The organism is Microaerobacter geothermalis (assembly GCF_021608135.1).
Lineage (GTDB): Bacteria > Bacillota > Bacilli > DSM-22679 > DSM-22679 > Microaerobacter > Microaerobacter geothermalis.
The window spans coordinates 47593-73538 of the sequence record NZ_JAKIHL010000010.1; the positions used below are offsets into that span (position 1 = coordinate 47593).

The 25946-nt window shown below is 41.8% G+C and carries 21 protein-coding genes; all 21 read left to right on the forward strand.

Annotated elements, in window-relative coordinates:
• Nucleotides 1-186 precede the first annotated feature (186 nt).
• The 21 genes from bshC to sigG all read left to right on the forward strand — a co-directional run bounded on the left by bshC (nucleotide 187) and on the right by sigG (nucleotide 25652).
• Nucleotides 187-1812, forward strand: coding sequence for a bacillithiol biosynthesis cysteine-adding enzyme BshC (bshC, locus tag L1765_RS06280; RefSeq protein ID WP_236405793.1), 1626 nt, complete (start codon nucleotides 187-189; stop codon nucleotides 1810-1812).
• Between the two features lie 60 nt (nucleotides 1813-1872).
• The gene (locus L1765_RS06285) at nucleotides 1873-3132 is read left to right on the forward strand and encodes an adenosylhomocysteinase (protein ID WP_236405794.1); all 1260 of its coding nucleotides are present in this window, start codon (nucleotides 1873-1875) and stop codon (nucleotides 3130-3132) included.
• A 184-nt stretch (nucleotides 3133-3316) separates the two neighbouring features.
• A complete protein-coding gene (gene mraZ, locus L1765_RS06290; protein ID WP_236405816.1) occupies nucleotides 3317-3748 on the forward strand; it encodes a division/cell wall cluster transcriptional repressor MraZ in 432 nt (143 codons plus the stop codon).
• 12 nt (nucleotides 3749-3760) lie between these two features.
• A complete protein-coding gene (gene rsmH, locus L1765_RS06295) occupies nucleotides 3761-4690 on the forward strand; it encodes a 16S rRNA (cytosine(1402)-N(4))-methyltransferase RsmH (RefSeq protein WP_236405795.1) in 930 nt (309 codons plus the stop codon).
• Between the two features lie 49 nt (nucleotides 4691-4739).
• Complete coding sequence (gene ftsL / locus L1765_RS06300; protein ID WP_236405796.1) at nucleotides 4740-5102, forward strand: cell division protein FtsL; 363 nt, start codon at nucleotides 4740-4742, stop codon at nucleotides 5100-5102.
• A 50-nt stretch (nucleotides 5103-5152) separates the two neighbouring features.
• Nucleotides 5153-7282: a PASTA domain-containing penicillin-binding protein gene (locus tag L1765_RS06305; RefSeq protein ID WP_236405797.1), complete on the forward strand. Its 2130-nt coding sequence runs from the start codon at nucleotides 5153-5155 to the stop codon at nucleotides 7280-7282.
• A 155-nt stretch (nucleotides 7283-7437) separates the two neighbouring features.
• Entirely contained in the window at nucleotides 7438-9360 is a 1923-nt protein-coding gene (locus L1765_RS06310; RefSeq protein WP_236405817.1) for a stage V sporulation protein D, read from the forward strand.
• 246 nt (nucleotides 9361-9606) lie between these two features.
• A complete protein-coding gene (locus L1765_RS06315) occupies nucleotides 9607-11088 on the forward strand; it encodes a UDP-N-acetylmuramoyl-L-alanyl-D-glutamate--2,6-diaminopimelate ligase (RefSeq protein ID WP_407942212.1) in 1482 nt (493 codons plus the stop codon).
• A 2-nt stretch (nucleotides 11089-11090) separates the two neighbouring features.
• A complete protein-coding gene (locus tag L1765_RS06320) occupies nucleotides 11091-12452 on the forward strand; it encodes a UDP-N-acetylmuramoyl-tripeptide--D-alanyl-D-alanine ligase (RefSeq protein WP_236405798.1) in 1362 nt (453 codons plus the stop codon).
• Nucleotides 12453-12474: 22 nt separating this feature from the next.
• Nucleotides 12475-13437 carry a phospho-N-acetylmuramoyl-pentapeptide-transferase gene (gene mraY, locus L1765_RS06325; RefSeq protein WP_236405799.1) on the forward strand — a complete coding sequence of 321 codons (963 nt, stop codon included), beginning with the start codon at nucleotides 12475-12477 and terminating at the stop codon, nucleotides 13435-13437.
• The gene (murD, locus tag L1765_RS06330) at nucleotides 13437-14828 is read left to right on the forward strand and encodes a UDP-N-acetylmuramoyl-L-alanine--D-glutamate ligase (RefSeq protein ID WP_236405800.1); all 1392 of its coding nucleotides are present in this window, start codon (nucleotides 13437-13439) and stop codon (nucleotides 14826-14828) included. The genes mraY and murD overlap by 1 nt, the downstream gene beginning before the upstream one ends.
• A gap of 33 nt (nucleotides 14829-14861) precedes the next feature.
• Complete coding sequence (spoVE, locus tag L1765_RS06335; RefSeq protein WP_236405801.1) at nucleotides 14862-15959, forward strand: stage V sporulation protein E; 1098 nt, start codon at nucleotides 14862-14864, stop codon at nucleotides 15957-15959.
• Nucleotides 15960-15963: 4 nt separating this feature from the next.
• Nucleotides 15964-17058, forward strand: coding sequence for an undecaprenyldiphospho-muramoylpentapeptide beta-N-acetylglucosaminyltransferase (murG, locus tag L1765_RS06340; RefSeq protein WP_236405802.1), 1095 nt, complete (start codon nucleotides 15964-15966; stop codon nucleotides 17056-17058).
• 112 nt (nucleotides 17059-17170) lie between these two features.
• On the forward strand, nucleotides 17171-18076 hold the full coding sequence (gene murB / locus L1765_RS06345; RefSeq protein ID WP_236405803.1) for a UDP-N-acetylmuramate dehydrogenase: 906 nt from the start codon (nucleotides 17171-17173) through the stop codon (nucleotides 18074-18076).
• 15 nt (nucleotides 18077-18091) lie between these two features.
• Complete coding sequence (gene murA, locus L1765_RS06350) at nucleotides 18092-19348, forward strand: UDP-N-acetylglucosamine 1-carboxyvinyltransferase (protein ID WP_236405804.1); 1257 nt, start codon at nucleotides 18092-18094, stop codon at nucleotides 19346-19348.
• Between the two features lie 100 nt (nucleotides 19349-19448).
• On the forward strand, nucleotides 19449-20228 hold the full coding sequence (locus L1765_RS06355; protein WP_236405805.1) for a cell division protein FtsQ/DivIB: 780 nt from the start codon (nucleotides 19449-19451) through the stop codon (nucleotides 20226-20228).
• A 241-nt stretch (nucleotides 20229-20469) separates the two neighbouring features.
• Complete coding sequence (ftsA, locus tag L1765_RS06360; RefSeq protein ID WP_236405806.1) at nucleotides 20470-21723, forward strand: cell division protein FtsA; 1254 nt, start codon at nucleotides 20470-20472, stop codon at nucleotides 21721-21723.
• 33 nt (nucleotides 21724-21756) lie between these two features.
• The gene (gene ftsZ / locus L1765_RS06365; protein WP_236405807.1) at nucleotides 21757-22839 is read left to right on the forward strand and encodes a cell division protein FtsZ; all 1083 of its coding nucleotides are present in this window, start codon (nucleotides 21757-21759) and stop codon (nucleotides 22837-22839) included.
• A gap of 276 nt (nucleotides 22840-23115) precedes the next feature.
• Nucleotides 23116-24069 (forward strand): sigma-E processing peptidase SpoIIGA, encoded by a 954-nt coding sequence (gene spoIIGA / locus L1765_RS06370; RefSeq protein ID WP_268928755.1) that lies wholly within the window; start codon nucleotides 23116-23118, stop codon nucleotides 24067-24069.
• On the forward strand, nucleotides 24066-24788 hold the full coding sequence (gene sigE, locus L1765_RS06375; RefSeq protein ID WP_236405809.1) for an RNA polymerase sporulation sigma factor SigE: 723 nt from the start codon (nucleotides 24066-24068) through the stop codon (nucleotides 24786-24788). Before spoIIGA ends, sigE begins: the two co-directional genes overlap by 4 nt.
• A gap of 87 nt (nucleotides 24789-24875) precedes the next feature.
• Nucleotides 24876-25652 (forward strand): RNA polymerase sporulation sigma factor SigG, encoded by a 777-nt coding sequence (gene sigG, locus L1765_RS06380; RefSeq protein ID WP_236405810.1) that lies wholly within the window; start codon nucleotides 24876-24878, stop codon nucleotides 25650-25652.
• Nucleotides 25653-25946 lie beyond the last annotated feature (294 nt).

Here is a 25946-nt window from a genome sequence, read left to right on the forward strand (position 1 = left end):
TGGTATAATTGGATTTGTGCAATAGAATTGGCTCCTCATTTTGAGAATATGCCCTTTTGGGGCACCTATTGTACAGGGCCGTGGGTGTTACTGGCGCCTACGGTCTACTCATATCCCGTTCAAATTATATGACAAGTATACTTTTGTTATCAAAGATCATAAATTATATAATAAGGGGTTCGTTACATGCGCATGGATGAGGTTTTTTTATCCCAGATCACTCCGCTGGGAGCGGAATACATAACAAACTTTGAGGAGATCCGGAGGTTTTATCATTATTCACCGTTTTTAAACGAGGATTGGGAAAAAAGAGCAGATGAGCTGTTAGACAATAAAAAAAAGCATATGATGTCGCTTGTTGATGTGTTGGCTGTTTATAACGGTCAAATCGGTAATCATCATGCAGCATTGGTGAATATAGAACGTTTACGAACCGGAAAAGCATTGGTGGTTTTGGGCGGTCAGCAGGCTGGTGTCTTAACAGGTCCACTATATACCATTTATAAGGCAATCACGATATTAAAGGTCGCGAAACGAGCGGAAGATTCCCTCGGAGTACCGGTGATTCCTGTGTTTTGGATTGCAGGAGAGGATCATGATTATTCAGAAGTGGACCATGTATATTTGCAAAATCAGCAGCAGCAAATTCAAAAATTAAGATTATCTTATGAACCGGATGGGAAATATTCAATTGGAGATCTTTCAATTCCGAAAGAATCCCTAATCGATCTGATTGATCAGTTCTTCTCCCTGCAGCATGCAACGGAGTTTACGGAAGAATGGCAAGGTTTTCTTAAGAAGGAGGCAATTGAGTCAGACAAGCTGACCCGTTTTTTTGCTCGCCTTCTGGTCAGGTTTTTTGGTTCCTACGGATTAGTCCTAATTGATTCGTCCGATTGTAATTTAAGAAAATTAGAATCTTCTTTTTTTGAGGTACTCATTAATAAGGGAGCAAGCTTAAATCAATCAGTACTAGAACAGGGGAAGCAAGTGAAGAAGGCAGGCTTTCATGCTCAGGTTGATCTAAGGGAAGGGAATGCCAATCTATTTATTTATGAAAACGGGGAAAGATTGCTATTGTCCTGGAATGGAGACCGCGCTTACACAAAAGATGAAATGCATTGGTATAAAAAAGATGAGTTACTGAGAATTGCCAAAGATGAACCAGAAAAACTTAGTACGAATGTTGTATTTCGTCCACTCATGCAGGAATTCCTGTTTCCAACCTTGGCTTTTGTTGCTGGTCCTGGTGAAATTGCATACTGGGGACTTTATAAAAAAATGTTCGAAGACCTTGGAATGAAAATTCCGATTCTTGTTCCTAGAATAAGCATCACCCTTGTGGAAGGAATGATCCAAAAATCCTTGGATAAGCTGGGGCTTTCCTTTGAAGATGCTTTTTACCGTTTGTCGGAAAAGAAGGAATTGTTTATGAAGCAGATTGCAGCCAATGACTTGGAACAGGCATTTGAATGGGCAAAGAATCACATGAGACAGGCTTATGAGCCTGTTTTAGGGAAGGTGAAGGAAATACCTGGTGGTCTGGAGACCTTGACTGAGAAAAATTGGCAAAAAATTGTTGAACAGGTGGATTTTCTTAAGAAGAGAGCCACGGATGCCCTCAAGGTGCAGCACGAATCCACTCTTCGTCACTTCGACAAAATCGAAGGGGCTTTAACTCCCCTTGGCCTACCCCAAGAAAGGGTATATAATCTCTTTTCCTATATTAACAAGCACGGGGAGGATTGGCTGCATCAACTGATGTCTATGAATATGGAAGCAAACGGCACTCACAAGGTTGTTTATTTATAAATTATTGCATATAATCCGATATAATAACTGCAGAATTATCATAGACGAGGAGGAATTTTGATGACGACGGTACAAACGAGTATTGTAAAAGACCTAGCCCTGGCACCTGAAGGACATTTGAAGATAGATTGGGTCAAGGAGCATATGCCTGTACTAAACCGTATCAGGGAGCAGTTTGAACAGGAAAAGCCCTTCTCAGGAATTAAGGTAGCCATTTCCCTTCATTTGGAGGCAAAGACAGCTTATTTGGCTAAAGTCATTCAAGCAGGTGGAGCAGATGTGGTGATTACCGGAAGCAACCCGCTTTCAACTCAAGATGATATTGCCGCCGCATTGGTGGAAGACGGAATTACCGTTTTTGCCAAATATAACCCTGAGCCGGATGAATATAAGGATTTGCTAATAAAGACTTTGGAAAACAAGCCTGATTTAATCATAGATGACGGTGGTGATCTGGTTACCATTCTCCATGATGAGAGAAGGGATCTTCTTTCCCAAATCCGCGGTGGATGTGAAGAGACAACGACAGGAATTCTACGGTTAAAGGCTCTGGAAAGATCAGGTGAACTCCAATTTCCGATGATAGCCGTTAATGACGCCTTCTGCAAATATTTATTTGATAACCGATATGGTACAGGACAATCGGTGTGGGATGGAATTAACCGGACCACCAACCTGGTTGTTGCCGGAAAAACCGTCGTTGTCGTTGGGTATGGATGGTGCGGGAAAGGGGTAGCCATGAGAGCTAAGGGCCTCGGTGCCAAGGTGATTGTCACTGAAGTGGATCCCATCAAAGCCATTGAAGCATATATGGATGGCTTTGAAGTGATGCCCCTAAATGAAGCTGCGAAGCATGGCGATTATTTTGTTACCGTGACAGGAAATAAGCATGTGATTCGGAAAGAACACATGGAAGTGATGAAGCATGGAGCCATTCTGTCCAATGCCGGTCACTTTGACATTGAAGTAAATAAGAATGACTTAAATCAGCTGGCTAAAAATAAAAGAGTGGTCCGAAAAAACATTGAGGAATTTGAATTGCTGGACGGAAGAAAAATTTACCTTCTAGCGGAGGGACGATTGGTTAATCTTGCTGCTGGGGATGGACACCCTGCAGAAATTATGGATATGACCTTCGCCCTTCAGGCGATTTCTTTGGCGTATATGAATGAGCATTATAAAGAAATCGGCAATCAGGTGATAAATGTTCCGTATGAGTTGGATCAAAAAGTAGCTCAGTATAAACTTGAATCACTGGGGATATCCATTGATCAATTGACACCTGATCAGATAAAGTATCTGGAAAGCTGGAAAGAATAGAGACACAATCCGCCAAAAGCCCTGCGAAAAAATGTTGACATAGGTCTAAAGATGTATATTTGGAATTTGTTAAAAATCCTGCACATGGGGTGCAGGATTTTTTGTTATGATAGCGAATAGAAGGATAAGTGGAGTAAAGTGGAGGAAAGTGGTGGATTTAGACAGCACAGTGGAGGTGATGGAGATGTTCATGGGTGAATACCAGCACAATATTGATGAAAAGGGTAGGTTGTTTATTCCTGCCAAGTTTAGAGACGTGCTGGGAGATAACTTCGTGATCACCCGTGGTCTCGATCATGCCCTGTTTGTTTATCCGCCTAATGAATGGGAACAATTAGAACAGAAATTAAAAGCTCTTCCATTTACCAAAGCCGATGCCAGGGCATTTACCCGTCTGTTTTTTTCAGGAGCCACTGAAACTGCAGTTGACAAACAAGGAAGAGTAAACATCCCTCAAAACTTAAGACAATATGCCCAACTTCAGCGGGAATGTATTATTATTGGGGTTTCCAATCGTGTTGAAATCTGGGCGAAGGAAGTTTGGGATTCCTATTATTCACAGTCAGAAGATTCTTTTAATGAGATTGCCGAGAAGATCGTTGATTTTAACTTTTAGGGAGTGTACTACGTGTTTAAGCATATAACCGTTCTTAAAGAAGAAGCAGTAAAAGGATTGTCCATCCGGCCTAATGGTGTGTATGTCGATTGTACTTTGGGCGGGGCCGGGCATAGTTTAGCCATCGCTTCAAAGTTAACAACAGGACGTTTGATTGCCATTGACCAGGATGAATCGGCTTTGTCAGCGGCAAAAGAAAGGCTTTCTCCGCATATGGACAAAGTAACCCTGATAAAAAGCAACTTTCGCAATATCAAACAGGTGATTCAATCATTGGGAATGACTGAAATAAATGGAGTTATCTTTGATTTGGGAGTTTCTTCTCCACAATTGGATGTGGAGGAACGGGGTTTCAGCTACAATGCAGATGCTCCTTTGGATATGAGAATGGACCAAAGTTCCCCTTTAACCGCTTTTGATGTGGTGAATGCTTGGGATGAAAAACAACTTGCAGATGTGATCTTTCAATATGGCGAAGAAAAATTTTCGAGAAGAATTGCCAAAAACATCGTAACCAAAAGGGTAGAATCGCCGATATATACAACCGGTCAATTGGTGGAAATCATTAAAGATTCGATCCCCGCTCCCGCAAGAAGATCAGGACCGCATCCGGCCAAGAGGACATTTCAGGCCATTCGCATTGCCGTGAACGATGAGTTAAGAGCATTTGAAGAAGCATTACAGGGTGCGATTTCACTATTGGCAAAAGGCGGAAGGGTCGCGGTCATTACTTTTCACTCCCTTGAAGATCGAATTTGCAAACAGATTTTTCAGGGGAAATCACAGGGATGCACCTGTCCACCTGATTTTCCCCAATGTGTTTGTAATCACCGTCCGGAATTAAAGGTCATTACGAAAAAACCGATTTTGCCAAGTGTTAAGGAATTGGAAATGAATCCCCGTTCACGCTCAGCCAAATTACGCATTGCCGAAAAACTATAAGGGCCTGTAGAACATCCTCTATATAATATCTCATTTGGGAGTGTTAACTATGAATTATTACTCGCATCAAGGAAATCTAGCAGTTGTTCAAGGGAAAAAACGGAAAAGCAGAGCTGAGAAAAGAAGGGTGACCATCATCCGGTCTGTCCCCGTTGGCGAAAAACTTTTATACCTCATGATGGTCATTCTCTTTGTCATTGTTTCCGGTATGGTTTTGTCAAGGTATTCCCAGATCGCCGAATTAAATTATCAGATACAAGAAACAAAGAAACAAATTTCAGCGGTAAACGAAGAGATCGCTAATTTGCAGTTAAAGGTAGCTGCACTTAACTCCCCGGAAAGGATATTGGAGATTGCCGAAAAAAAAGGAATGACCCAATCAACTCAGGTGAAGATCATCGGTCATCCATAGAAGGATTTGCCGATATATAGGGATAACAAGCGGGTTAAGGGGAGAAAGACATGTCATACAGACAACATGTTAAGATAAAAAGCATTCTTATTGGGATATTATATACTGTTTTATTTTTAATTATTTTGACAAGGTTATTTTGGCTTCAATCGGTAAACGCGGAATTGTTGACGCAAAAGGCTCAGGAAATGTGGAAAAGAAATGCGGTTATTGAGCCCAAAAGGGGGATTATCTATGATCGGAATGGAAGTGAATTAGCGCAAAATTCAAAAGCTTATACGGTGGTTGCCACCATAAGCAAAAAAGATCCGGAAAGGGTTAAAAACCCCCTAGAAGCTGCACGGAAGTTGGCACCTATCCTAAACATGTCTGAGGAAAAATTGCTCAAATTGTTAACCAGGGAAGACTTATATCAAGTGGAGCTTCGGCCAGGCGGATGGAAAATTGACAAGGAGACGGCTCAGAAAGTTGAAGCTCTAAACATAGAGGGAATATCTTTCATAGAGTCAAACAAAAGATATTACCCCAACCGTAATTTTGCTTCCCATGTACTGGGATATGTTAATCTTGATGGGAAAGCTGTGAGTGGCATTGAGAATTTGTTTGATAAAGAATTAAGGGGCATTCCCGGAAGATACAAATTTATTAAAGATGCAAAAGGATATGAATTGCCTGAGGGAGTGGAGGATATTCAACCTGCTGTAGACGGCAAAAATATTTTCCTCACCATTGATCAAAGAATTCAGCAGTATGCGGAACAGGCGTTAGACGAGGCGGAAATGAATTTTAAGCCAAAAAGAATGTCGGTGATAGTTGCAAACCCGAAAACGGGAGAAATTTTGGCTTTAGCTAACAGACCAGATTTTGATCCCAATGAGTACTGGAACTTTGGAGGGGACTACGAAAAATTTAATAATTTTGCGGTTAGCAGTGTGTTTGAACCGGGTTCAACCTTCAAAATTATTACGTTGGCGGCAGCCATTGAGGAGGGAGAATTTAATCCTGATGAGAAATATCAGTCTGGCCGATTAAAAGTTCCCGGAGCGATCATCCCTGATCACAATAATGGAAAGGGATGGGGGAAAATTACCTTTCTCGAAGCTGTTCAGCGTTCCAGTAACGTCGGATTTGCCATACTGGGTTACGAGAAATTAAAGAAAGAACGTTTATTTTCTTACATTGATAAATTTGGATTCGGCAAAAAAACAAATATTCAATTGGAGAATGAAGTTCCTGGTCTTGTCAAGGATATAAGCCAAGCGTATCCTGCTGATGTGGCCAATATTTCTTTCGGTCAAGGAATAGGAATCACGGCAATCCAACAGGTGGCGGCGGTATCGGCGGTAGCCAATGGAGGTAAGTGGATACAGCCTACCATTATAAAAAAGATAGAGGATCCCAATACCGGAGAAGAAACAGAAGTGAAGCCGAAGGTGAATCGTCAGATCATTTCTCCATCTACTGCCAAACAGGTGACAGAAATTTTAGAGACGGTTGTGACCCAAGGAACGGGTCAAAAGTACTATATTGAAGGTTATGATGTCGTAGGAAAAACAGGAACAGCCCAAAAAATTGGAAAAGATGGAAAATACAAACAGGATCAATACATTTTTTCATTTATCGGTTATGCTCCAAAAGATGATCCCCAGCTGCTCGTTTATGTAGTGGTAGATGAACCGGATGTTGAATATTACCAAGGTGCGGATGTGGTTGCCCCCATCTTTAAAAGCGTTATGAGAAATAGTCTGCAATATTTAGGTATTTCTCCCAAAGTAGTGGAGAAAGAAACACCTGAAGAAAAAATCATCAGCATTCCGCAATTGGAGGGTAAACCTCTATTGGTTGCCCAGCAAAAACTGATCGAGTTAAACTTGGTTCCTACAATTTTGGGCGGGGGTAATCAGGTGTTAAAGCAGATCCCCCAATCAGGGTCTCAAATTGTTGAGAACTCCCCAATATATCTTTTGACGGAGGAATTAGAGAAAATGGCAGTACCTGATTTCACGGGCAAATCCCTCAGGGAGGTTTATCAATTGACGCAAATTCTTCAGCTTAAGCCACTCATTGAAGGGAATGGATATGTGGTTGAACAGAGTCCGTCACCAGGGACCCCCTTGGTGAACAACTTAATGATTACATTAAAAATGGCTCCAAAAGGAATTTCGCCGGAGCAAGAGTAATCGAACTAACGGAGCTCACAAGGCTGTCCTTAGTAAATGCAGTAGTTCCATCCATCTATAGATGTCGGTGCTTGTTCTATTTCCCCTTTGTCTCGAATAGGGTAAAAAGGAGACGGGTTGTTTTTGATTACGTTGAGATAAGGGGGGGGTCGATGGTGTGGGTCTCCAATGTAACCCTAAGGAAACGCATATTTTATGTGTTAATTGGAGGCATGCTATTATTTCTCATACTCATCGGAAGGCTCGGCTATATACAATTGGTGAAAGGGCAGTGGTTATTAAACAAAGCAGAAGACTTATGGACCCGTGATATTCCCTTTGAAGGCATCAGGGGTAAAATTTATGATCGAAATGGGGAACTGCTGGCTTATAATATTAGTGCGCCGTCAGTCATGGCTGTACCGGCTCAGATTAAGGATCCGGCTAATACCGCCCGTCAGTTAGCCGGAGTATTAAACATGAGTGAAGAAAAGGTTTATCGGCTGATTACCAAGAGGGAATTAATGGTCAGAATTGCTCCAGAGGGAAGAAAGATTTCTGAAGAAAAAGCAAAGGAAGTTGCCCAACTGAGATTACCCGGCATTGTCATCAGCCAGGAAAACAAGAGGTATTACCCCAACGGGGCATTTGCTTCCCATGTATTGGGATTTACCGGCATAGATAATCAGGGATTGACTGGAATCGAAAAAGTATATGATGAACGGTTAAAAGGGAAAAAAGGCTCTGTTTCCTTTTTTTCCGATGCCAAAGGAAAAGAGATGCCCGATCAAAAAGAGAGATATTCTCCTCCAAAGGAAGGAGATAGTTTATTCCTTACCATCGACCGCACCATTCAATTCATTTTGGAACGTGAATTGGAACAGGCCATGTTAACTTATCGAGCCGATAATGCCTTGGCTATCGCGATGGACCCAAACACCGGAGAAATATTGGGAATGGCCAGTATGCCGGAGTATGATCCTGCCCGTTATCAAGAGTACCCCAGTCAAATATTTAATCGGAATCTTCCTATTTGGAAGACCTATGAACCGGGATCTACTTTTAAAATCATCACTCTTGCCGCAGCTCTTGAAGAAAAGATGGTCGATTTGGAGAAGGATACATTTTTTGACCCCGGATATGCCAAAGTGGCCGGGGCTACATTGAGATGTTGGAAAAAAGGGGGACACGGTTCCCAAACCTACTTGGAGGTGGTCGAGAATTCGTGTAACCCTGGTTTCGTTGCCCTAGGACAAAAGGTAGGAGAAAAAAAGCTTTTTCAATATATCCGCAACTTTGGATTTGGTCAAAAAACAGGGATTGATCTGAACGGGGAGTCCACTGGGATTTTATTTAAGCCTGAGAGAATTGGTCCTGTCGAACTGGCAACGACGTCTTTTGGTCAAGGGGTGGCGGTAACACCAATCCAGCAAGTGGCGGCAGTCTCTGCAGCGATCAATGGAGGGAAATTGTTTCAACCTTATATTGCAAAAGAATGGCATGATCCAAAGACCGATGAAGTTCTTGCAATGAATAACCCTAAACTGATTCGTCAGGTCATATCTCCAGAAACATCGTCTCAGGTAAGGAAGGCCCTGGAAAGTGTGGTTGCCAAGGGAACAGGATATCGTGCTTATATTGACGGATACCGTTTGGGCGGAAAAACAGGGACTGCCCAAAAACCTGCCCCTGGAGGAGGTTACTTAAGCAATGAGCATATTGTTTCTTTCATCGGATTTGCCCCGGCAGACGATCCCAAAGTTGTAATTTATGCAGCCGTGGATAACCCGAAAGGAATCCAATTTGGTGGTGTGGTGGCGGCACCTATCGTTAGAAACATGATGGTTGATGTCTTGCAATATCTGGATGTTCAACCCAGAAAGGAACAAATTCCAAAGGAATACCGTTATGGCGAAATTCCATTGGTTGAGGTTCCTGATCTCAGGGGGGTTCCTGTTCATAAGCTTCAAGAAAGCTATTTCACATTTAGAATTGATACAAGCGGCAGCGGAAATACCATACTCTATCAATCACCTCAACCGGGAACAAAAGTAGAGAGGGGATCAACCATCCGGATTTATTTGGGTGACAAAAAATAAAAAGGTGTATAAAATAATAGATGGGCCAATGGCTGGGCACAGGTCGTGTCAATGTCGACAATTTATACTTGTGCTTTTCGCCACTTTACCCTGACTAAACAGATGGAACTAAACTTACATGACCCGAAGGATCATGAGCGTTTAGTTCTATTCTTAGTAAAGTAGTCCTCAGGTCATGAAGTGATTAAAAGTGAAACGAATGATTGCACGTCAGAATGTTGATTCGAGGGAAACGGGGTGGATACCGTGAAGTTAATGGATTTAGTGAAACATTTGTTTATCAAAGAAATCGTTCATGACAATGAAATAGAGATTACAGGTTTGGCAGTAGATTCCCGAAAGGTAAAAGAGGGAGATTTATTTATATGTATCCCTGGTTTTAAAACGGATGGACATCAGTTTGCTCATCAGGCGGTATCTTTAGGGGCAAAAGCTCTTATGGTAGAAAGAATCCTGGATGTGCCAGTGACACAGATCATTGTACCGGATGTCAGAAGGGCGATGGCTATTGTTGCCGATACTTTTTTTGGTCAGCCTACCCACCATTTGGATTTGATTGGAGTAACCGGAACCAATGGGAAAACGACGGTTACCTATTTACTGGAAGCTATCTTCAGAGAGTATGGCAAAAAAACTGGCCTGATTGGGACAATTCATATGAAAATCGGAGATGAAACAGAAGAGGTGAAAAATACCACTCCTGATGTTTTTGAACTTCAGCATAGCTTCCGCAGAATGGTTGATGCAGGTGTAGAATATGCCATGATGGAAGTATCCTCCCATGCCCTGGAAATGGGAAGGGTTAGGGGGTGCCGCTACAAAACAGCAATTTTTACGAACCTCACTCAAGATCACTTGGATTATCATGGAACTATGGAGCAGTATAAACAGGCAAAGGGACTTCTCTTTAGCCAATTGGGAAATACATATCATTGGGATTCTCCTTCCTTCGCGATACTGAATCAAGATGATGAGGCAAGTTTATGCTATGCCAAAATGACTTCTGCCCAAGTTGTATCCTACGGCATAAAAAATAAGGCAGACGTAATGGCCACCGATCTTAAGATTTCCTCAACGGGAACTTCCTTCACAGTGAAGACGCCTGCCGGAGAAATTCCCCTGAAAATAAAGTTGATTGGAATGTTTAGTATTTATAATTCCCTGGCCGCCATTTCCGCTGCTGTTGTTGAAAATGTACCTTTACCCGTGATTCAGTCAGCCCTTGAAAAGGTGCCTGGGGTGAACGGACGTTTTGAAAAGGTAGATGAAGGGCAGGATTTTACCGTGATTGTAGATTACGCCCATACTCCAGACAGTTTAGAAAATGTATTAAAGACCATTCGGGATTTTGCAACAGGCAAAGTATATTGTGTAGTCGGCTGTGGAGGTGATCGGGATAAAACCAAGCGTCCGATTATGGCTTCCATTGCTGCCAAGTATTCAAATGTTGCCGTTATCACATCTGATAATCCACGATCAGAAGAACCCCAGGCAATTATTGATGATATGGTTCAGGGTTTGAAAGAAAGGAATATTCCGCGAAATAAGTATGTGACGATGGTAGACCGAAAACAGGCGATTCAATATGCCATCAATGAGGCTCAAAAGGATGATGTGATATTAATTGCTGGTAAAGGACATGAAACATACCAGATTATTAAAGGAGAAGTTCTGCCCTTTGATGATCGTCTGGTTGCAAAAGAGGCAATAAGGAGCAAAAAGAAGTGAGAATGAGCGTCAAGGAGATCGTTCAAGCAACCTATGGGAAATGGTTGGGCGAACGGGATCTATTAACAGTTCCGGTTATCGGTGTGACGACGGATAGCAGAAAAATCACTTCCGGCAATTTGTTTGTCCCCTTGATTGGAGATCAATTTGATGGACATCAATTTGTACAACAGGCGCTGGAACAGGGGGCGGCTCTGTCCCTTTGGCAGGAGAATCATCTCCCCCCTCCAACAGGCCCTGTTATACTGGTCAAAGATACACTGTCTGCTCTTCAATCATTGGCGTCTTATTATCGAAAAAAAATTGGGATTCCAATCGTTGCAGTTACGGGAAGCAACGGAAAAACCACAGTGAAAGACTTGATTGCTTCTGTTTTGTCTGTCAGATACAAGGTATATGAGACGAAGGGAAACCTGAATAACCACATCGGACTCCCGTTAACGTTATTGTCCATTCCATCAGATACCGAAATTGGCGTAGTGGAAATGGGAATGAATCATTTTGGAGAAATCTCTCTCCTATCAAAGATTGCCAACCCTGATATTGCAGTGATTACCAATATTGGAGAGTCTCACATACAATTTTTAGGTTCAAGGGAAGGGATTTCCAGGGCCAAGTTAGAAATATTAGATGGATTAAAGTCTGACGGTTATCTTATTATAGATGGAGATGAACCTTTGCTTACTTCAAAAATTGGAGAGATAGCCGCTCATGTGGTTCGGTGCGGATTTGACCTTCAGAATGACTTTGCCATTTTTTCTTACAAGTTAAAAGGTTTAAGAGGAATGGAATTTTTCATAAAAGGGGAAGGCAATTCATTCACGACTAATTTAATAGGGAAACACCATTTAAAAAATCTTTTGTATACCATTGCCGTTGCGAAATTATTCGGCCTTTCCAGTAAGGAGATTAAAAAGGGTTTACAAAATCCCCAAATGACAAAAATGAGAATGGAAGTGATACAGGGAAAAAATCAAATAGAAATCGTCAATGATGCCTATAATGCAAGCCCCACTTCCGTTAAAGCGGCTGTTTCCTTTCTATCGGCATTGGAAGGAAGACAGCGGGTTCTTGTTTTGGGGGACATGCTTGAATTGGGTGACGAAGAGAATGCTTGGCATTACGAAGTCGGAAATTTTATTTCATCTCAAAATATTGATATATTAGTCACATATGGACCCCGGTCCCGGTACATTCATCAGGGGGCCATAGAGTCGGGTTTTTCCAGTGAACGGGCCTATCATTTTTTAAATAAAGAGGAATTGATTTCAACCCTTATCCCTCTTTTGACAAGGGATGCTGTCATTGTTGTGAAGGCATCAAGGGGAATGGCGTTGGAAACGATTATTGAACATTTGTTGTAGACCAGAAGGAGGGCGGAACAGGTTGTTTACTAGAATTTTGCTTTTTTCCTTAGGTGCTGCTTTCATCTTAGCAGTTCTTTTAGGCCCTCTTTTCATTCCAGTGTTGCGACGTTTGAAATTTGGCCAAAGCATTCGTGAAGAAGGACCTAAAAATCATATGAAAAAATCTGGTACTCCTACCATGGGAGGTACCATTATTTTATTGGCCATTTCCTTTACGGTATTAAAATTTGCCAATCAAACAACAGATCTTTTTTTGCTGATATTTGTCACATTGGGATATGGACTCCTCGGATTCCTTGATGATTTTATCAAGGTTGTAATGAAGAGAAATCTGGGACTTACGGCTAAACAAAAACTGTTTGGCCAGCTTTTGGTTGCCGGAGCCTTTTATTATTTTTTGATGGTGACCGGACATTCCACCGTGGTCTATTTACCCGGTGAAAACGTAGGAATAGACATCGGATGGTTATATCTTCCATTGGTGATCCTGATCATCTTGGGAACATCTAATGCAGTCAATTTAACGGATGGGTTAGACGGTTTGTTAGCTGGTACCAGTGCCATTGCTTTTGGAGCTTACGCCATTATTGCATCGGTCATGACCCAGCCCAATTTGGCCATTTTTAGTGCTGCGGTGGTAGGGGCGGTCATGGGATTTCTCGTGTATAATGCCCACCCGGCAAAGGTGTTTATGGGTGACACCGGTTCCCTTGCGCTAGGAGGGGCGTTGGGAGCCCTAGCGATTTTAACGAAGACAGAGCTTCTTTTGATCATCATCGGCGGAGTCTTTGTCATTGAAACGTTGAGTGTTCTAATTCAAGTGATTTCGTTTAAAACCAGAGGAAAACGGATTTTCCGTATGAGCCCAATCCATCACCATTTTGAACTGGGCGGATGGTCTGAATGGAAGGTGGTTGTTTCATTTTGGCTAGCAGGCCTAGTATTTGCCGGAATTGGCGTGTATATTGAGGTGTTGATGTGATGGGAAGAGAATGGATTCAGCCAAAATACCAAGGGAAAAACATTGTCGTGATTGGTACCGGTAAGAGTGGACTAGCTGTTGCCAAACTTCTTCACGATGTGGGAGCTCAAGTTACGATTAATGATCGAAGAGAGCGTCAAAGCTGTCAAGGGATAGAGGAATTAGAACAGATGGGAATTATTTGTATTTGTGGTTCTCATCCCGATGATGTTATTCATCCTCAGATTGATCTTGTGGTGAAAAATCCCGGTGTCCCTTATGAATCTCCGCCGATTGCTAAAGCGATGCAACTATCGATACCTGTAATCACTGAAGTGGAAGTGGCTTATGATTTTATCGATGTCCCTTTTATCGCGATCACCGGTTCCAACGGCAAAACAACCACCACAACATTGGTAGGAGAGATGTTAAAAAAAGGAAGTTTTTACCCTACGGTAGCCGGAAATATCGGCAGGGCGTTAAGCGAAGTTGTCCTTCAAGAAGAACAGCTATCTGTCATTGTGGCTGAATTAAGCAGTTTTCAACTGGCAGGGATCCAGCATTTCCGCCCGCAAATAGGATGCTTGTTAAACCTTTATCCTGCCCATTTGGATTATCACCATACCATTGAAGAGTATGCAAAGGCGAAGATGAATCTGTTTATCAATCAGACAAAGGATGATGTGGCGGTTTTGAATTGGAATTCTTCCCTGATACGATCACTTTCCCATCAGATCCCGTCACAAAAGGTGTGGTTTAGTACCTCCCATGAGGTCCCCCAGGGTGCTTTTTTTCAACGTGGCCAATTATTTTATCGACCCCAGAGAGAAGAGACGATTCTTTTGATGGATCGGCAGGAAGTTGCCTTAAAAGGTAGCCATAATGTGGAAAATGCCCTGGCGGCAGCTGCTATCTCTCTGCAATGGGGAGTTCAACCGGAACATGTGGTGGAGGTTTTAAAAACATTTCAAGGAGTGGAACATAGACTTGAATTTGTGACTGAGCTGAATGGTGTAAAATTTTATAATGATTCTAAAGCAACCAATCCTCAGGCAGCCATTTCTTCTATCACGTCATTCACTGAACCGGTTGTTCTGATTGCAGGGGGATTAGACCGGGGAATCGATTTTATGGAATTGGTTCCTGTTTTCAAGGAACATGTGAAGGGATTAATTACCTATGGCCAAACATCGGAAAAACTGAAAAAAGCAGGGGAACTGGCAGGGTTGGACCGGATAAAAACCGTCGAAAATGTAAGTAGTGCCGCGGAGGCGTCACTTTCATTTGCAGCCAGCGGTGATGTGGTGCTGCTATCTCCGGCATGTGCCAGTTGGGATATGTATTCTTCCTTTGAGGAGAGGGGAAGCATGTTTAAACAAGCTGTGCATAGACTTGTAAAAGAAGGCCTTTAGGCACTTATTTTACAATAAATGAGGTGTTTCCCTTTGTCAAAGGCTCGTGTTTACCCGGATTTTTTTATCATTGCTGCTTCTCTAGGCTTATTATCGATTGGTGTTGTTATGGTTTATAGTTCCAGCGCAGTGTTATCCTTCTATCAGCAGGGGGATATGTACTTTTATGTAAAGAGACAGTTTTTGTTTGCTGCTCTTGGTGTGATTGCCATGATAATTACGATGAATGTGGATTATTGGATCTGGAGAAAATGGGCAAAAACCGGATTGATTCTTTGTTTTTTTCTTCTGGTGATCGTTTTGATTCCCGGGGTGGGTTTGGTTCGAGGAGGAGCCAGCAGTTGGCTGGGAGTAGGAGCTTTTTCCCTTCAACCTTCCGAATTTATGAAATTGACTATGATTCTGTTTTTGTCTAAATGGTTATCAGAACATCAGAAGCAAATGATCTTCTTTACCAAAGGTATTATTCCGCCGCTCTCCATTGTAGGGTTTGCCTTTGCCCTGATTATGATGCAGCCTGATTTAGGAACAGGTACCATTTTGGTTGGAACCGCTGTTTTAATGATCTATGTGGCAGGAGCCAGGTTGGCTCATTTATCGGGATTAGCCATGTTGGGAGTGGCAGGTTTTGTTGCCCTAATCCTTGCAGCACCATATCGCATCGCCCGAATTACAGGATTTCTGGATCCTTGGCAAGATCCACAGGGGGTAGGGTGGCAGCTGATTCAATCCCTTTACGCCATTGGACCTGGCGGATTAATGGGATTGGGTCTGGGCATGAGCAGACAAAAATTTTATTATGTTCCCGAACCGCAAACAGATTTTATTTTTTCCATATTGGCCGAAGAATTGGGGTTTATTGGCGGTTCCTTCGTTCTTTTACTTTTTTTGATTCTCCTGTGGAGAGGATTTAGAGCGGCCATTACCGCACCGGATATGTTTGGGAGTCTATTGGCCGTAGGGATTGTCAGCATGATTGCCATTCAAGTGATTATTAATGTAGGGGTGGTGACCGGCCTTTTTCCAGTTACAGGTATCACATTGCCATTTATTAGCTACGGAGGATCATCGCTTACCTTAACCTTAACCGCTGTAGGAGTGTTACTTAATATTTCCAGATATTCGAGGTGATCGGATGAGGATTATCATCTCAGGGGGAGGAACAGGAGGCCATATTTATCCAGCTCTATCCCTATTGAAAGAGTTTAAAAAACGGGAGTCCGATATTGAGATTCTTTATGTAGGTTCCAAGCATGGACTAGAAGCAGATATTGTTCAGAAAGAAGGGATCCCTTTCTTTCCACTTAAAGTTTCGGGGTTTAAAAGGAAAATCTCATGGGAGAATCTTAGAACGGTGTATCGATTTATAAATGGAGTAAGCATCTGTAAATCATTGATTCGCAAGTTTAAACCGGATATCGTCATTGGGACGGGAGGTTATGTATGTGCCCCCGTTGTATATGCTGCTTCTAAACTGTCCATCCCTACTTTAATCCATGAGCAGAATGTTATACCGGGATTAACCAACCAATTTTTATCCAGATATGTGGACATGGTTGCCGTATCCTTTTCAGGTTCTGAACAATATTTTCCCGCGAAAAAAGTAAAATTGACAGGAAATCCAAGGGCAACGGAAGTAGCCACTGCTGAAGCTAAACAGGGATTTGAGTCCCTTCACATCTTACCCGAGAAGAAGATTGTTCTTGTGGTTGGTGGAAGCCGCGGTGCAAGGCCCATTAATGAAACTTTCTTATCGATGATTCCTAGATTGGTGGAGTTACCTGATTTCCACTTTGTTTATGTAACTGGTGAAGTACACTATGAAAAGGTTGTTCAGCGGATTGGTGAACATGTTCCAACCAATCTTTCTGTTTACCCTTTTTTGTATAATATGCCGGAAGTTTTGGCAGCCACCAGTTTGATCATTAATCGTGCCGGGGCCTCTTTTTTGGCAGAAATCACGGCATTGGGACTTCCATCCATATTAATCCCATCACCTTATGTAACAAATAATCATCAGGAAAAAAATGCTCGTTGGATGGAAGAACAGGGTGCATCTATCATGTTGTTAGAAAAGGATTTGAATGAAATGGCTCTGTTTCAAGCCATTCATGATCTGATGAATGATGAAACCCGTTTGATACATATGTCTATAAAGGCAAAATCCCTTGGAAAACCAGAAGCTGCTGAGCTTCTGTATAAGGAAGCAAAGGCCATGCTACGGGCATAGATGGCTGTACTACAGGAATAGGCGGTCGTCACACTTATGCAAAATCAGCATAAAATATGATATCACATGGTAAGTCTGGGGCAAGGAATCATGATCAAGGAGGATAATGATGATGAAGGATCTCATAAGTTTCTTACAGGAGAACCAAGTTGGAGAGTTTTTACTTGAGGAGCCCATGTCCAATCATACCACCTGGCAAATTGGCGGACCTGTGGATATTCTCATCATTCCTCATGATCAGACTGGGTTGCAAAAAATTCTCAAATTTCTTCATCAGACTGATATACCTTGGACTGTGATTGGAAGAGGATCCAATCTGCTGGTTCGGGATAAGGGGATTCGAGGGGCTGTCATCAAATTATCCCATGGCTTTGAAAATCTCCGATTTTTGGGGGAAACTGTAAGAGTAGGTGCCGGTTATTCCTTTATAAAATTGGCAGTAATGGCAGGTAAAGAGGGTCTGACTGGACTGGAATTTGCTGGTGGAATCCCCGGAACTGTTGGTGGAGCAATATATATGAATGCGGGTGCCCATGGGTCTGATGTATCAAGAATCTTAGTAACTGTGAAGATTGTAAAGGAAAATGGGGAACCACTTACTTTGACGACCGAGGATTTAAAATTTCAGTATCGTAACTCTATTTTACAACAAAAAAAATGGGTGGTTGTTGAGGCAGACTTTCAATTAAAGCGTGGTAACAGGAAGGAAATTGCAGCGGCAATGGCATTACACAAGGATAAGAGAAGAAAATCCCAGCCCCTCCAGTTCCCTTGTGCGGGAAGTGTCTTTAAAAATCCGGAGAATTACTATGCTGGAGGATTGATTGAGAAAGCTGGTTTAAAGGGATATCGGGTGGGGGATGCGCAAATTTCTTTGCAGCATGCCAATTTTATTGTTAATTGTGGGAGGGCAACGGCCGATGATGTTCTTACACTTATTGAGCATGTAAAAGAAATGGTTAAAGAGAAATTTCATGTTGAACTGATACCTGAGGTTAAGGTGGTTGGTGAGGGGTAAATCGGAGGTGAAACATTGGAAGCTTTCATCATCGAAGGGGGAAAACCTCTGTCAGGTAAGGTAAGAGTTCACGGGGCAAAAAATGCATCATTACCAATATTCTCCGCAACCCTGCTTGCTAAAGGGAAACATATCATACGAGAAATTCCCCAATTGTTGGATATTTATGTCATGTTGGATATTTTAAAACGTATTGGGGCTAGATGTAAAGTTGATTCGTCTAAGGTTATCATCGATACTTCTGGTGTCAATCAGACAGACATTCCCGAAGATCTTATGGGACAAATGCGATCTTCCATCTTTTTAATGGGACCTTTACTCGCCCGTTTTGGAAGAGTAACCGTAACCAGGCCAGGTGGTTGTGCCATTGGAGAAAGAAGAATTGACCTTCATCTGAAAGGATTAGAGTATCTGGGTGCTCATATTGAAGTGAAAGGGGGTTATATTACTTGTTCAGCTCCTGTTCTGCAGGGAAATTCCATTTACTTGGACTACCCGAGTGTAGGAGCTACAGAAAATATTATGATGGCTGCTGTTCTGGCAAAAGGAAAAACCCAAATTAAAAATGCGGCAAGGGAGCCAGAGATTATAGATTTACAAAATTTCTTAAACTCCATGGGGGCGAAGGTGTCGGGTGCCGGTACCAATGTGATTGAAATTGAAGGAGTTAAGGACTTACGCGCCTCTGATTATCGGGTCATACCTGATCGAATCGTGACCGGTACTTTTATGATGGCTGCCGCCATTACGAGCGGGGAGATTACCATTGAAAATGCGAGGGCAGATCATCTGGATGCAGTCATCGATGTCTTAAGACGCTGTGGTGTTGAAATCAGCATAGAGTCTGATATAATGAAGGTCAAAGGTCCTAAGCGGTTAAGGTCAGTAGATCGGGTACGGACGGCGCCGTATCCAGGTTTCCCAACTGATCTTCAAGCTCCCATGATGGCTTTATTAAGTACAGCTAATGGGGCAAGTATCGTTTCGGAAAATGTTTTTGACAGCCGGTTTAAGCATGTGAATGAACTGAATCGCATGGGGGCCAATATTCAAGTAGATTTAAATTCAGCTTTTATACGGGGTGTTCCTTATCTTGAGGGAGCGATGGTGGAAGCGACTGACCTTAGGGCAGGAGCAGCGTTGGTGTTGGCTGCATTGGCAGCAAAAGGGGTCTCAAGGATTCACCATATCCATCATATTGACAGAGGCTACGAGAAATTGGAAACCTACTTAAAACAAATCAATGCGAACATGCAAAGAGTCAACCTTTAAGTTTAAAAGTATAGGCATATAAATCGTTTCGCTCGTTTATATGCCTATTTTTTCTGATGTTTTTCGTATTTTCCTACATGTGAACTGGGGGATGGGTTCTATGTATCCTGAACAAGGACAGGTTAAGCGGATACCGGTATTAAAAAAAAAGAGAAAAAGAAAAGCAAACTTATTTCTCCTGATCGTTTTGTTTCTTTTTTTTATATCCGTCTTGATTCTATTATTTTTAAAATCTCCCTTCAGTAAAGTTTCCGATATTCTTGTCGAGGGTAATTTATTGCTGTCCCGACAGGAAGTGATTGATCATTCGGGAATAAAAATCGGCGATTCAATTTTTCAGGTCATATCCGGTTCTGTTATTGAACGGTTAACAAAGCTTCCGGAGATCTCTGAAGCAAAGGTTGAAAAAAAATTCCCTGGAAAACTGATCATCTCTGTCAAAGAGTATTCAGTCATATCCTTTTGGTTAGAAAATGGGAAGTTATATCCTATTACTTCTAACGGAAAAATTTTAACTCATCGTGAATGGAAATCCCAGTTTGTCAACGATCCCATCATTACCCAGTGGGATGATAAAAGCAAGCTGCCAGAATTAGCGAAGGAGCTCTCAAACCTGCCAAGTTATTTGCGAGAAAGAATTTCTGATATTCATCTGGAACCCACTCCTTCTTATCCAGACCGCATACATTTTTATACCCTATCCGGATATGAAGTCTATTCTACGATTTCCGGTTTTGCTAAAAAGTTCGAATTATACCCCCAAATCTTAAAAAAAATAGAAAGCAAAGATCAGGATCGCTCTTACGGAATTATCTATCTTCTTGATGGAACCTGGTATCGCACATATGAAACCAATTCTGAAGCAAACATGAGCGAATAGGCGAAATACCCTATTTATAATATTTCATTTCAATGTTATTATAGATATTATGCGGGAGATCAAGCATTACATTATTTTCGGTATAAGCTAAGGACTGATAATCCAAATTTTGTCTTTCATTTTTATTGAAGTAAATTTTTCTATGAAAAAATATTGAAAAAAAAAGGGAAAAGGTAATGAATGTGGAAATTAGATACTATGTGAATCAGTTGCAGACCTTTTTTCAGGGAGGTGCCATAGTTTGAGCATCGATGATTATATTGTCAGTTTGGACATCGGTACATCCAAAGTCAGAGTCATTATCGGAGAAATAAATAATGGCGCCCTTAATATTATAGGGGTTGGCTCCTCAGATTCTGAGGGGATCAAAAAAGGTGCCATCGTTGATATTGATCAAACCGTTGCTTCAATCCGAAATGCCGTTCAGCATGCGGAACAAATGGTTGGGATCTCGATACAGGATGTGTTTATAGGTATAGCTGGTAATCATATTCAATTATTACCAACCCAGGGAGTCGTTGCTGTATCCAGTGAGGACCGAGAGATTGGAGACGAGGATATTGAACGGGTGATTCAAGCTTCCCGGGTAATTGCCATCCCCCCTGAAAGAGAGATCATTGATGTAGTACCTAAACAGTTTGTTGTAGATGGATTGAGAGACATAAAGGATCCACGCGGGATGATCGGAGTTCGTTTGGAAATGGAAGGAACCATCATTACTGGTTCTAAAACTGTAATACATAACGTGGTTCGCTGTATTCAACGGGCGGGATTATCCATAGCCGGTATTGTTCTCCAACCTTTAGCGGCAAGTGAAATTGCCCTTTCCAAGGATGATAAGAATTTAGGTGTCTTTTTATTAGATATCGGGGCGGGATCCACAACCCTTGCTTATTTTGAAGATGGTTATTTGGCTGCCCACTCAGTCCTTCCTATCGGAGGTGAATACATCACCCACGATATTACGATAGGACTGCGCACTCATACTGAGATATCTGAGAGAATTAAGCTGAAATATGGTTGTGCCTCAATCAAGGAAGCTTCAACTGAAGAAACTTTTAAAGTCCCACGGATAGGAAGCGATATGGAAAAACAGTATTCGCAATATGACTTAGCCAACATTATTGAGCCTCGCGTGGAGGAGATTTTTACACTAATTCATAAAGAAATTTCAAAAATGGGGGTTCATGATGAGATTCCTGGCGGATTTGTTTTAACCGGCGGCGTTGTAGCCATGCCCGGAATTTTGTTGGTTGCAAAGGAAATACTTCCCGGCCCGGTCCGTATTGCAATGCCGGATTATATTGGAGTACGTGATCCTTCATTTACTACAGGAGTTGGCATCATTCGATATGCCTCAAAACAAATGTTCCGAAGAGTTACCCATGTTCAGGGTCAAAATAGAATGAAGAATAAAAGCACAACAAAGTCGAACCATACAAAGTCAGGGAATCTAATGGAGAAAATGAAAGATTGGTTGAAAGAGTTTATCTAATCCCGTTGACTGTGATGAGGGGGAACAGATCCTATGTTACAATTTGATGTAGAAATGGACCAATTGGCACAAATAAAGGTAATCGGTGTAGGCGGCGGCGGAAATAACGCAGTGAATCGCATGATTGCTGCTGGAGTTCAAGGTGTGGAATTTATCTCTGTTAATACAGATGGACAGGCCCTTAAGCAATCCCAAGCTGAAGTAAAAATGCAGATTGGTGAGAAGCTGACTCGCGGCCTTGGGGCAGGAGCCAATCCTGAAATTGGCAAAAAAGCTGCCGAAGAAAGCCGGGAAGCCATTGAAAATGCTCTTCGTGGAGCGGATATGGTATTTGTCACTGCCGGCATGGGAGGCGGGACGGGTACAGGAGCTGCACCAGTCATTGCAGAAATTGCCAAAGAATTAGGAGCTCTTACAGTAGGTGTGGTCACGCGCCCCTTTACATTTGAGGGCAGAAAAAGGGCAAAGCAGGCAGAGAGTGGAATTGCTACCTTAAAGGAGAAAGTGGATACGTTAATCGTTATCCCTAATGACCGACTTCTCGAAATTGTTGATAAAAATACACCTATGCTGGAAGCCTTTAAAGAAGCAGATAATGTTCTTCGCCAGGGGGTACAGGGAATATCGGATTTAATTGCCGTCCCCGGACTGATTAATCTTGATTTTGCCGATGTGAAGACCATTATGACTGAAAAGGGCTCAGCCCTTATGGGAATCGGTGTGGCTTCCGGTGAAAATCGGGCAACGGAAGCGGCGAAAAAAGCCATTTGTAGCCCTTTGTTGGAAACCTCTATTGATGGAGCGAGGGGGGTCTTGCTCAATATTACGGGCGGGGTGAATTTAAGCCTTTTTGAGGTGAACGAAGCGGCTGATATTGTGGCATCATCTGCTGATCCTGAGGTAAATATGATTTTTGGTGCTGTGATAAATGAGGATTTAAAAGATGAGATTTATGTAACGGTGATCGCAACTGGATTTGACGAAGGTCAGCAAACGGTTAATAAGCCATTTTCAGCGGAAAAATTTGATCTCAGGCCCTTTCAGACAGGATCCTCTGGCTCTGGGGATAATCTGGATATTCCAGCTTTTTTAAGGAATAGAAACAAGAAGAAATAAGATTTTAAAATACTATAGATTTTAATACCTAAGGGGTATTTCCAATGAAGGAAATGCCCCTTTTAATTTCCGTTCTTTAGCCCCTCCGCTAAGCACGAACTCGAAGACTGCCCTTAGTAAATCTTAAATTTTTCCCATAACTTCCTATTCTAGTTGACGGAATTCGACGAAAAAAATTACGGCTTGTCGGCAAGTTTAGACAGACTTTGAAATATCATTATACTATACTGGTTTCACGATGAATTCACCTGAGGATGGTGAGAAGTTCTGGTTTATCTGGATCTTGTCTTATTATTAAATTTCTTTGTTGATTTTCTGTTATTGTGGATGACCGGACATATACGTCACATTTCGGTAAAAAAGTGGCGATTGGCTATTGCATCATTGATTGGGACAGCCTATACGTTCACTTTCTTTGTTTCCTCTATAGGTTGGATGTATCATCCGTGGATGAAATTTTTGATTTCTATTCTTCTTGTATGGTCAGCCTTTGGATATCGCAGCTTTTTAAATCTATTCAAAAATTTAAGCTTATTTTATTTTCTCACCTTTGTTATCGGAGGAGGGATTTATGGGATATATTTCTTTTTGCAGTCAAGGAATGAACTGATTGTAGGGATGATGACTGCATCTCGGAGCAATTACGGTGACCCGGTCTCCTGGGCATTCGTATTGACAGGAATTCCTCTCATGTATTGGTTTTCCAAAAGGAATCTTGAGGCCGTGGAAAGTTATAAGACACGAGGTCAAGATTTGGTAAAATTGGATATTTATCTGGGAAGCCCTTTAAAAAGCGGCCCCATCACTTGTAAGGGATTAGTTGATACAGGAAATCAATTATTTGAACCGATCACAAGGATTCCAATCATTGTGGTGGAAGCGAGTCAGTTTCATTCAAGGATTCCTGAATCCATGGTCCATTTATCAAACGAGGAGATTCTCATCCATGAGGTTGATCGTTCGTTGGCAAATCTCTCAGATGAATGGCTAACTAAAGTGAGGGTAATCCCATTCCATGGGGTAGGAAAAAGTCAAATGCAATTTCTGATTGCCTTCAGACCTGAACGGATTGTCATACACAGCCAGCAGGGAATCTTTGAAACCGAAAGAGTTCTTGTGGGCCTTCAGGGGAAAAAATTAACCAAGGATGACAGTTATCAAGCCATCATCCACCCTCATCTGCTGATGTTAAAAAATAAAGTAAATCAAATAGAAGGAGGTATTGCATGATGACCAAACTGCGTCTAACCATCCATTTAATCTGGTACCGGCTGCTCTTTTATTTTGGGAAAAAAGCCGAAGAAATATACTATATTGGAGGGAATGAAGCGTTGCCCCCTCCTTTATCCAGGGAAGAAGAGGAACATTTGTTGGAAAGACTGCCCTCCGGTGATGCGGCTGTCAGGGCAATGCTGATCGAGAGAAACCTTCGTTTGGTGGTGTATATTGCCCGGAAATTTGAAAATACAGGAGTCAACATTGAGGATTTGGTTAGCATTGGAACCATCGGCTTAATCAAGGCAGTCAATACCTTTGATCCGGAAAAGAAGATAAAGCTGGCCACCTATGCTTCAAGGTGCATTGAGAATGAAATATTAATGTTTTTGCGCAGAAATAACAAAATCCGAGGGGAAGTCTCCTTCGATGAACCATTAAATATTGATTGGGATGGAAATGAATTATTGCTTTCTGATGTATTGGGCACAGAGAATGATACGATCTATAAAGATATTGAGCATCAGGTGGATCGCAAACTTTTGCAGAAAGCATTGGCCAAATTATCGGATAGGGAAAGAAAAATTATGGAGATGCGCTTTGGTTTGAGAGGAGAAGAGGAGAAAACCCAAAAGGATGTTGCTGATATGCTAGGGATTTCCCAATCCTATATTTCTAGATTGGAAAAAAGGATTATTAAGCGTCTTCGGAAAGAATTTAATAAAATGATTTAACAGAAAATTAGGTGATTGTGCTAATAAGCATAAATTTTTCCCCCTGGGAGATACTTAACCAATAAGTTGCTCCTGGGAGGGAAAATCATGACACGAAACAAAGTTGAAATTTGTGGTGTGGATACTTCCAAGTTACCGGTTTTAAACAATTCAGTCATGAGGGAGCTTTTTCAACAACTTCAAAATGGAGATTATTCCGCACGCGAGAAGCTGGTGAATGGAAATCTCCGGCTTGTCTTAAGCGTCATCCAACGGTTTAACAATCGAGGGGAATACGTAGATGATCTTTTTCAGGTTGGATGCATTGGATTAATGAAAGCTATTGATAATTTTGATCTTAGCCAAAATGTAAAGTTTTCAACTTATGCCGTTCCGATGATTATCGGAGAGATTCGCAGATATCTTCGGGATAATAACCCGATTCGCGTCTCCCGTTCCCTGCGGGATATTGCCTATAAAGCCCTTCAAATCAGAGACAGTCTTACCAATCAAAACTCAAGGGAGCCAACCATTTATGAAATTTCAGAAGTCTTAAATGTTCCTAAAGAAGATGTGGTGTTTGCTTTAGATGCCATCCAGGATCCCGTTTCCTTATTTGAACCGATCTATCATGATGGAGGAGACCCTATCTTTGTCATGGACCAAATCAGTGATGAAAAAACGAAAGATGTTTTTTGGGTTGAGGAAATTGCTCTAAAAGAAGCGATGCAGAGGTTAAATGAAAGGGAAAAAATGATTTTATCCATGAGGTTTTTTGAAGGGAAAACCCAAATGGAAGTTGCCGAGGAAATTGGCATCTCCCAAGCGCAAGTTTCCCGACTTGAAAAAGCAGCAATTTCTCAAATGCAAAAACACGTCCATTAAGGATAATCTGTTGTCGCAATATTATTATTTTGAAATCGGCTATACAAGTGGAACTAAACATACATGACCCGCAGGGTCACAAATTCTCATGAAAATAATTCCATCCAGTAGTTACCTAGTTACTGTATCATCGTCATCTTCTCATAATGGAAATTGAACAGGGGAATGGTAAGTCGTAAATCTTTATGGTGGTAGCAATATCAGACCCCGCGAACTAAACGGACAGCATCGATCATTGAGCACAAATTCCTGTTGCTGCGAGCACGAATATCAAATTACTGTTTGTCTCTGATC

What these genes read in the sequence shown, in the direction of transcription:
- sigG (WP_236405810.1), top strand. Translation starts at nt 24,876, where the DNA reads ATGACACGAAACAAAGTTGAAATTTGTGGTGTGGATACTTCCAAGTTA.
- bshC (WP_236405793.1), top strand. Translation starts at nt 187, where the DNA reads ATGCGCATGGATGAGGTTTTTTTATCCCAGATCACTCCGCTGGGAGCG.
- murB (WP_236405803.1), top strand. Translation starts at nt 17,171, where the DNA reads ATGAAGGATCTCATAAGTTTCTTACAGGAGAACCAAGTTGGAGAGTTT.
- L1765_RS06355 (WP_236405805.1), top strand. Translation starts at nt 19,449, where the DNA reads ATGTATCCTGAACAAGGACAGGTTAAGCGGATACCGGTATTAAAAAAA.
- L1765_RS06285 (WP_236405794.1), top strand. Translation starts at nt 1,873, where the DNA reads ATGACGACGGTACAAACGAGTATTGTAAAAGACCTAGCCCTGGCACCT.
- sigE (WP_236405809.1), top strand. Translation starts at nt 24,066, where the DNA reads ATGATGACCAAACTGCGTCTAACCATCCATTTAATCTGGTACCGGCTG.
- ftsL (WP_236405796.1), top strand. Translation starts at nt 4,740, where the DNA reads ATGAATTATTACTCGCATCAAGGAAATCTAGCAGTTGTTCAAGGGAAA.
- murD (WP_236405800.1), top strand. Translation starts at nt 13,437, where the DNA reads ATGGGAAGAGAATGGATTCAGCCAAAATACCAAGGGAAAAACATTGTC.
- ftsZ (WP_236405807.1), top strand. Translation starts at nt 21,757, where the DNA reads ATGTTACAATTTGATGTAGAAATGGACCAATTGGCACAAATAAAGGTA.
- L1765_RS06320 (WP_236405798.1), top strand. Translation starts at nt 11,091, where the DNA reads ATGAGCGTCAAGGAGATCGTTCAAGCAACCTATGGGAAATGGTTGGGC.
- murG (WP_236405802.1), top strand. Translation starts at nt 15,964, where the DNA reads ATGAGGATTATCATCTCAGGGGGAGGAACAGGAGGCCATATTTATCCA.
- mraZ (WP_236405816.1), top strand. Translation starts at nt 3,317, where the DNA reads ATGTTCATGGGTGAATACCAGCACAATATTGATGAAAAGGGTAGGTTG.
- L1765_RS06305 (WP_236405797.1), top strand. Translation starts at nt 5,153, where the DNA reads ATGTCATACAGACAACATGTTAAGATAAAAAGCATTCTTATTGGGATA.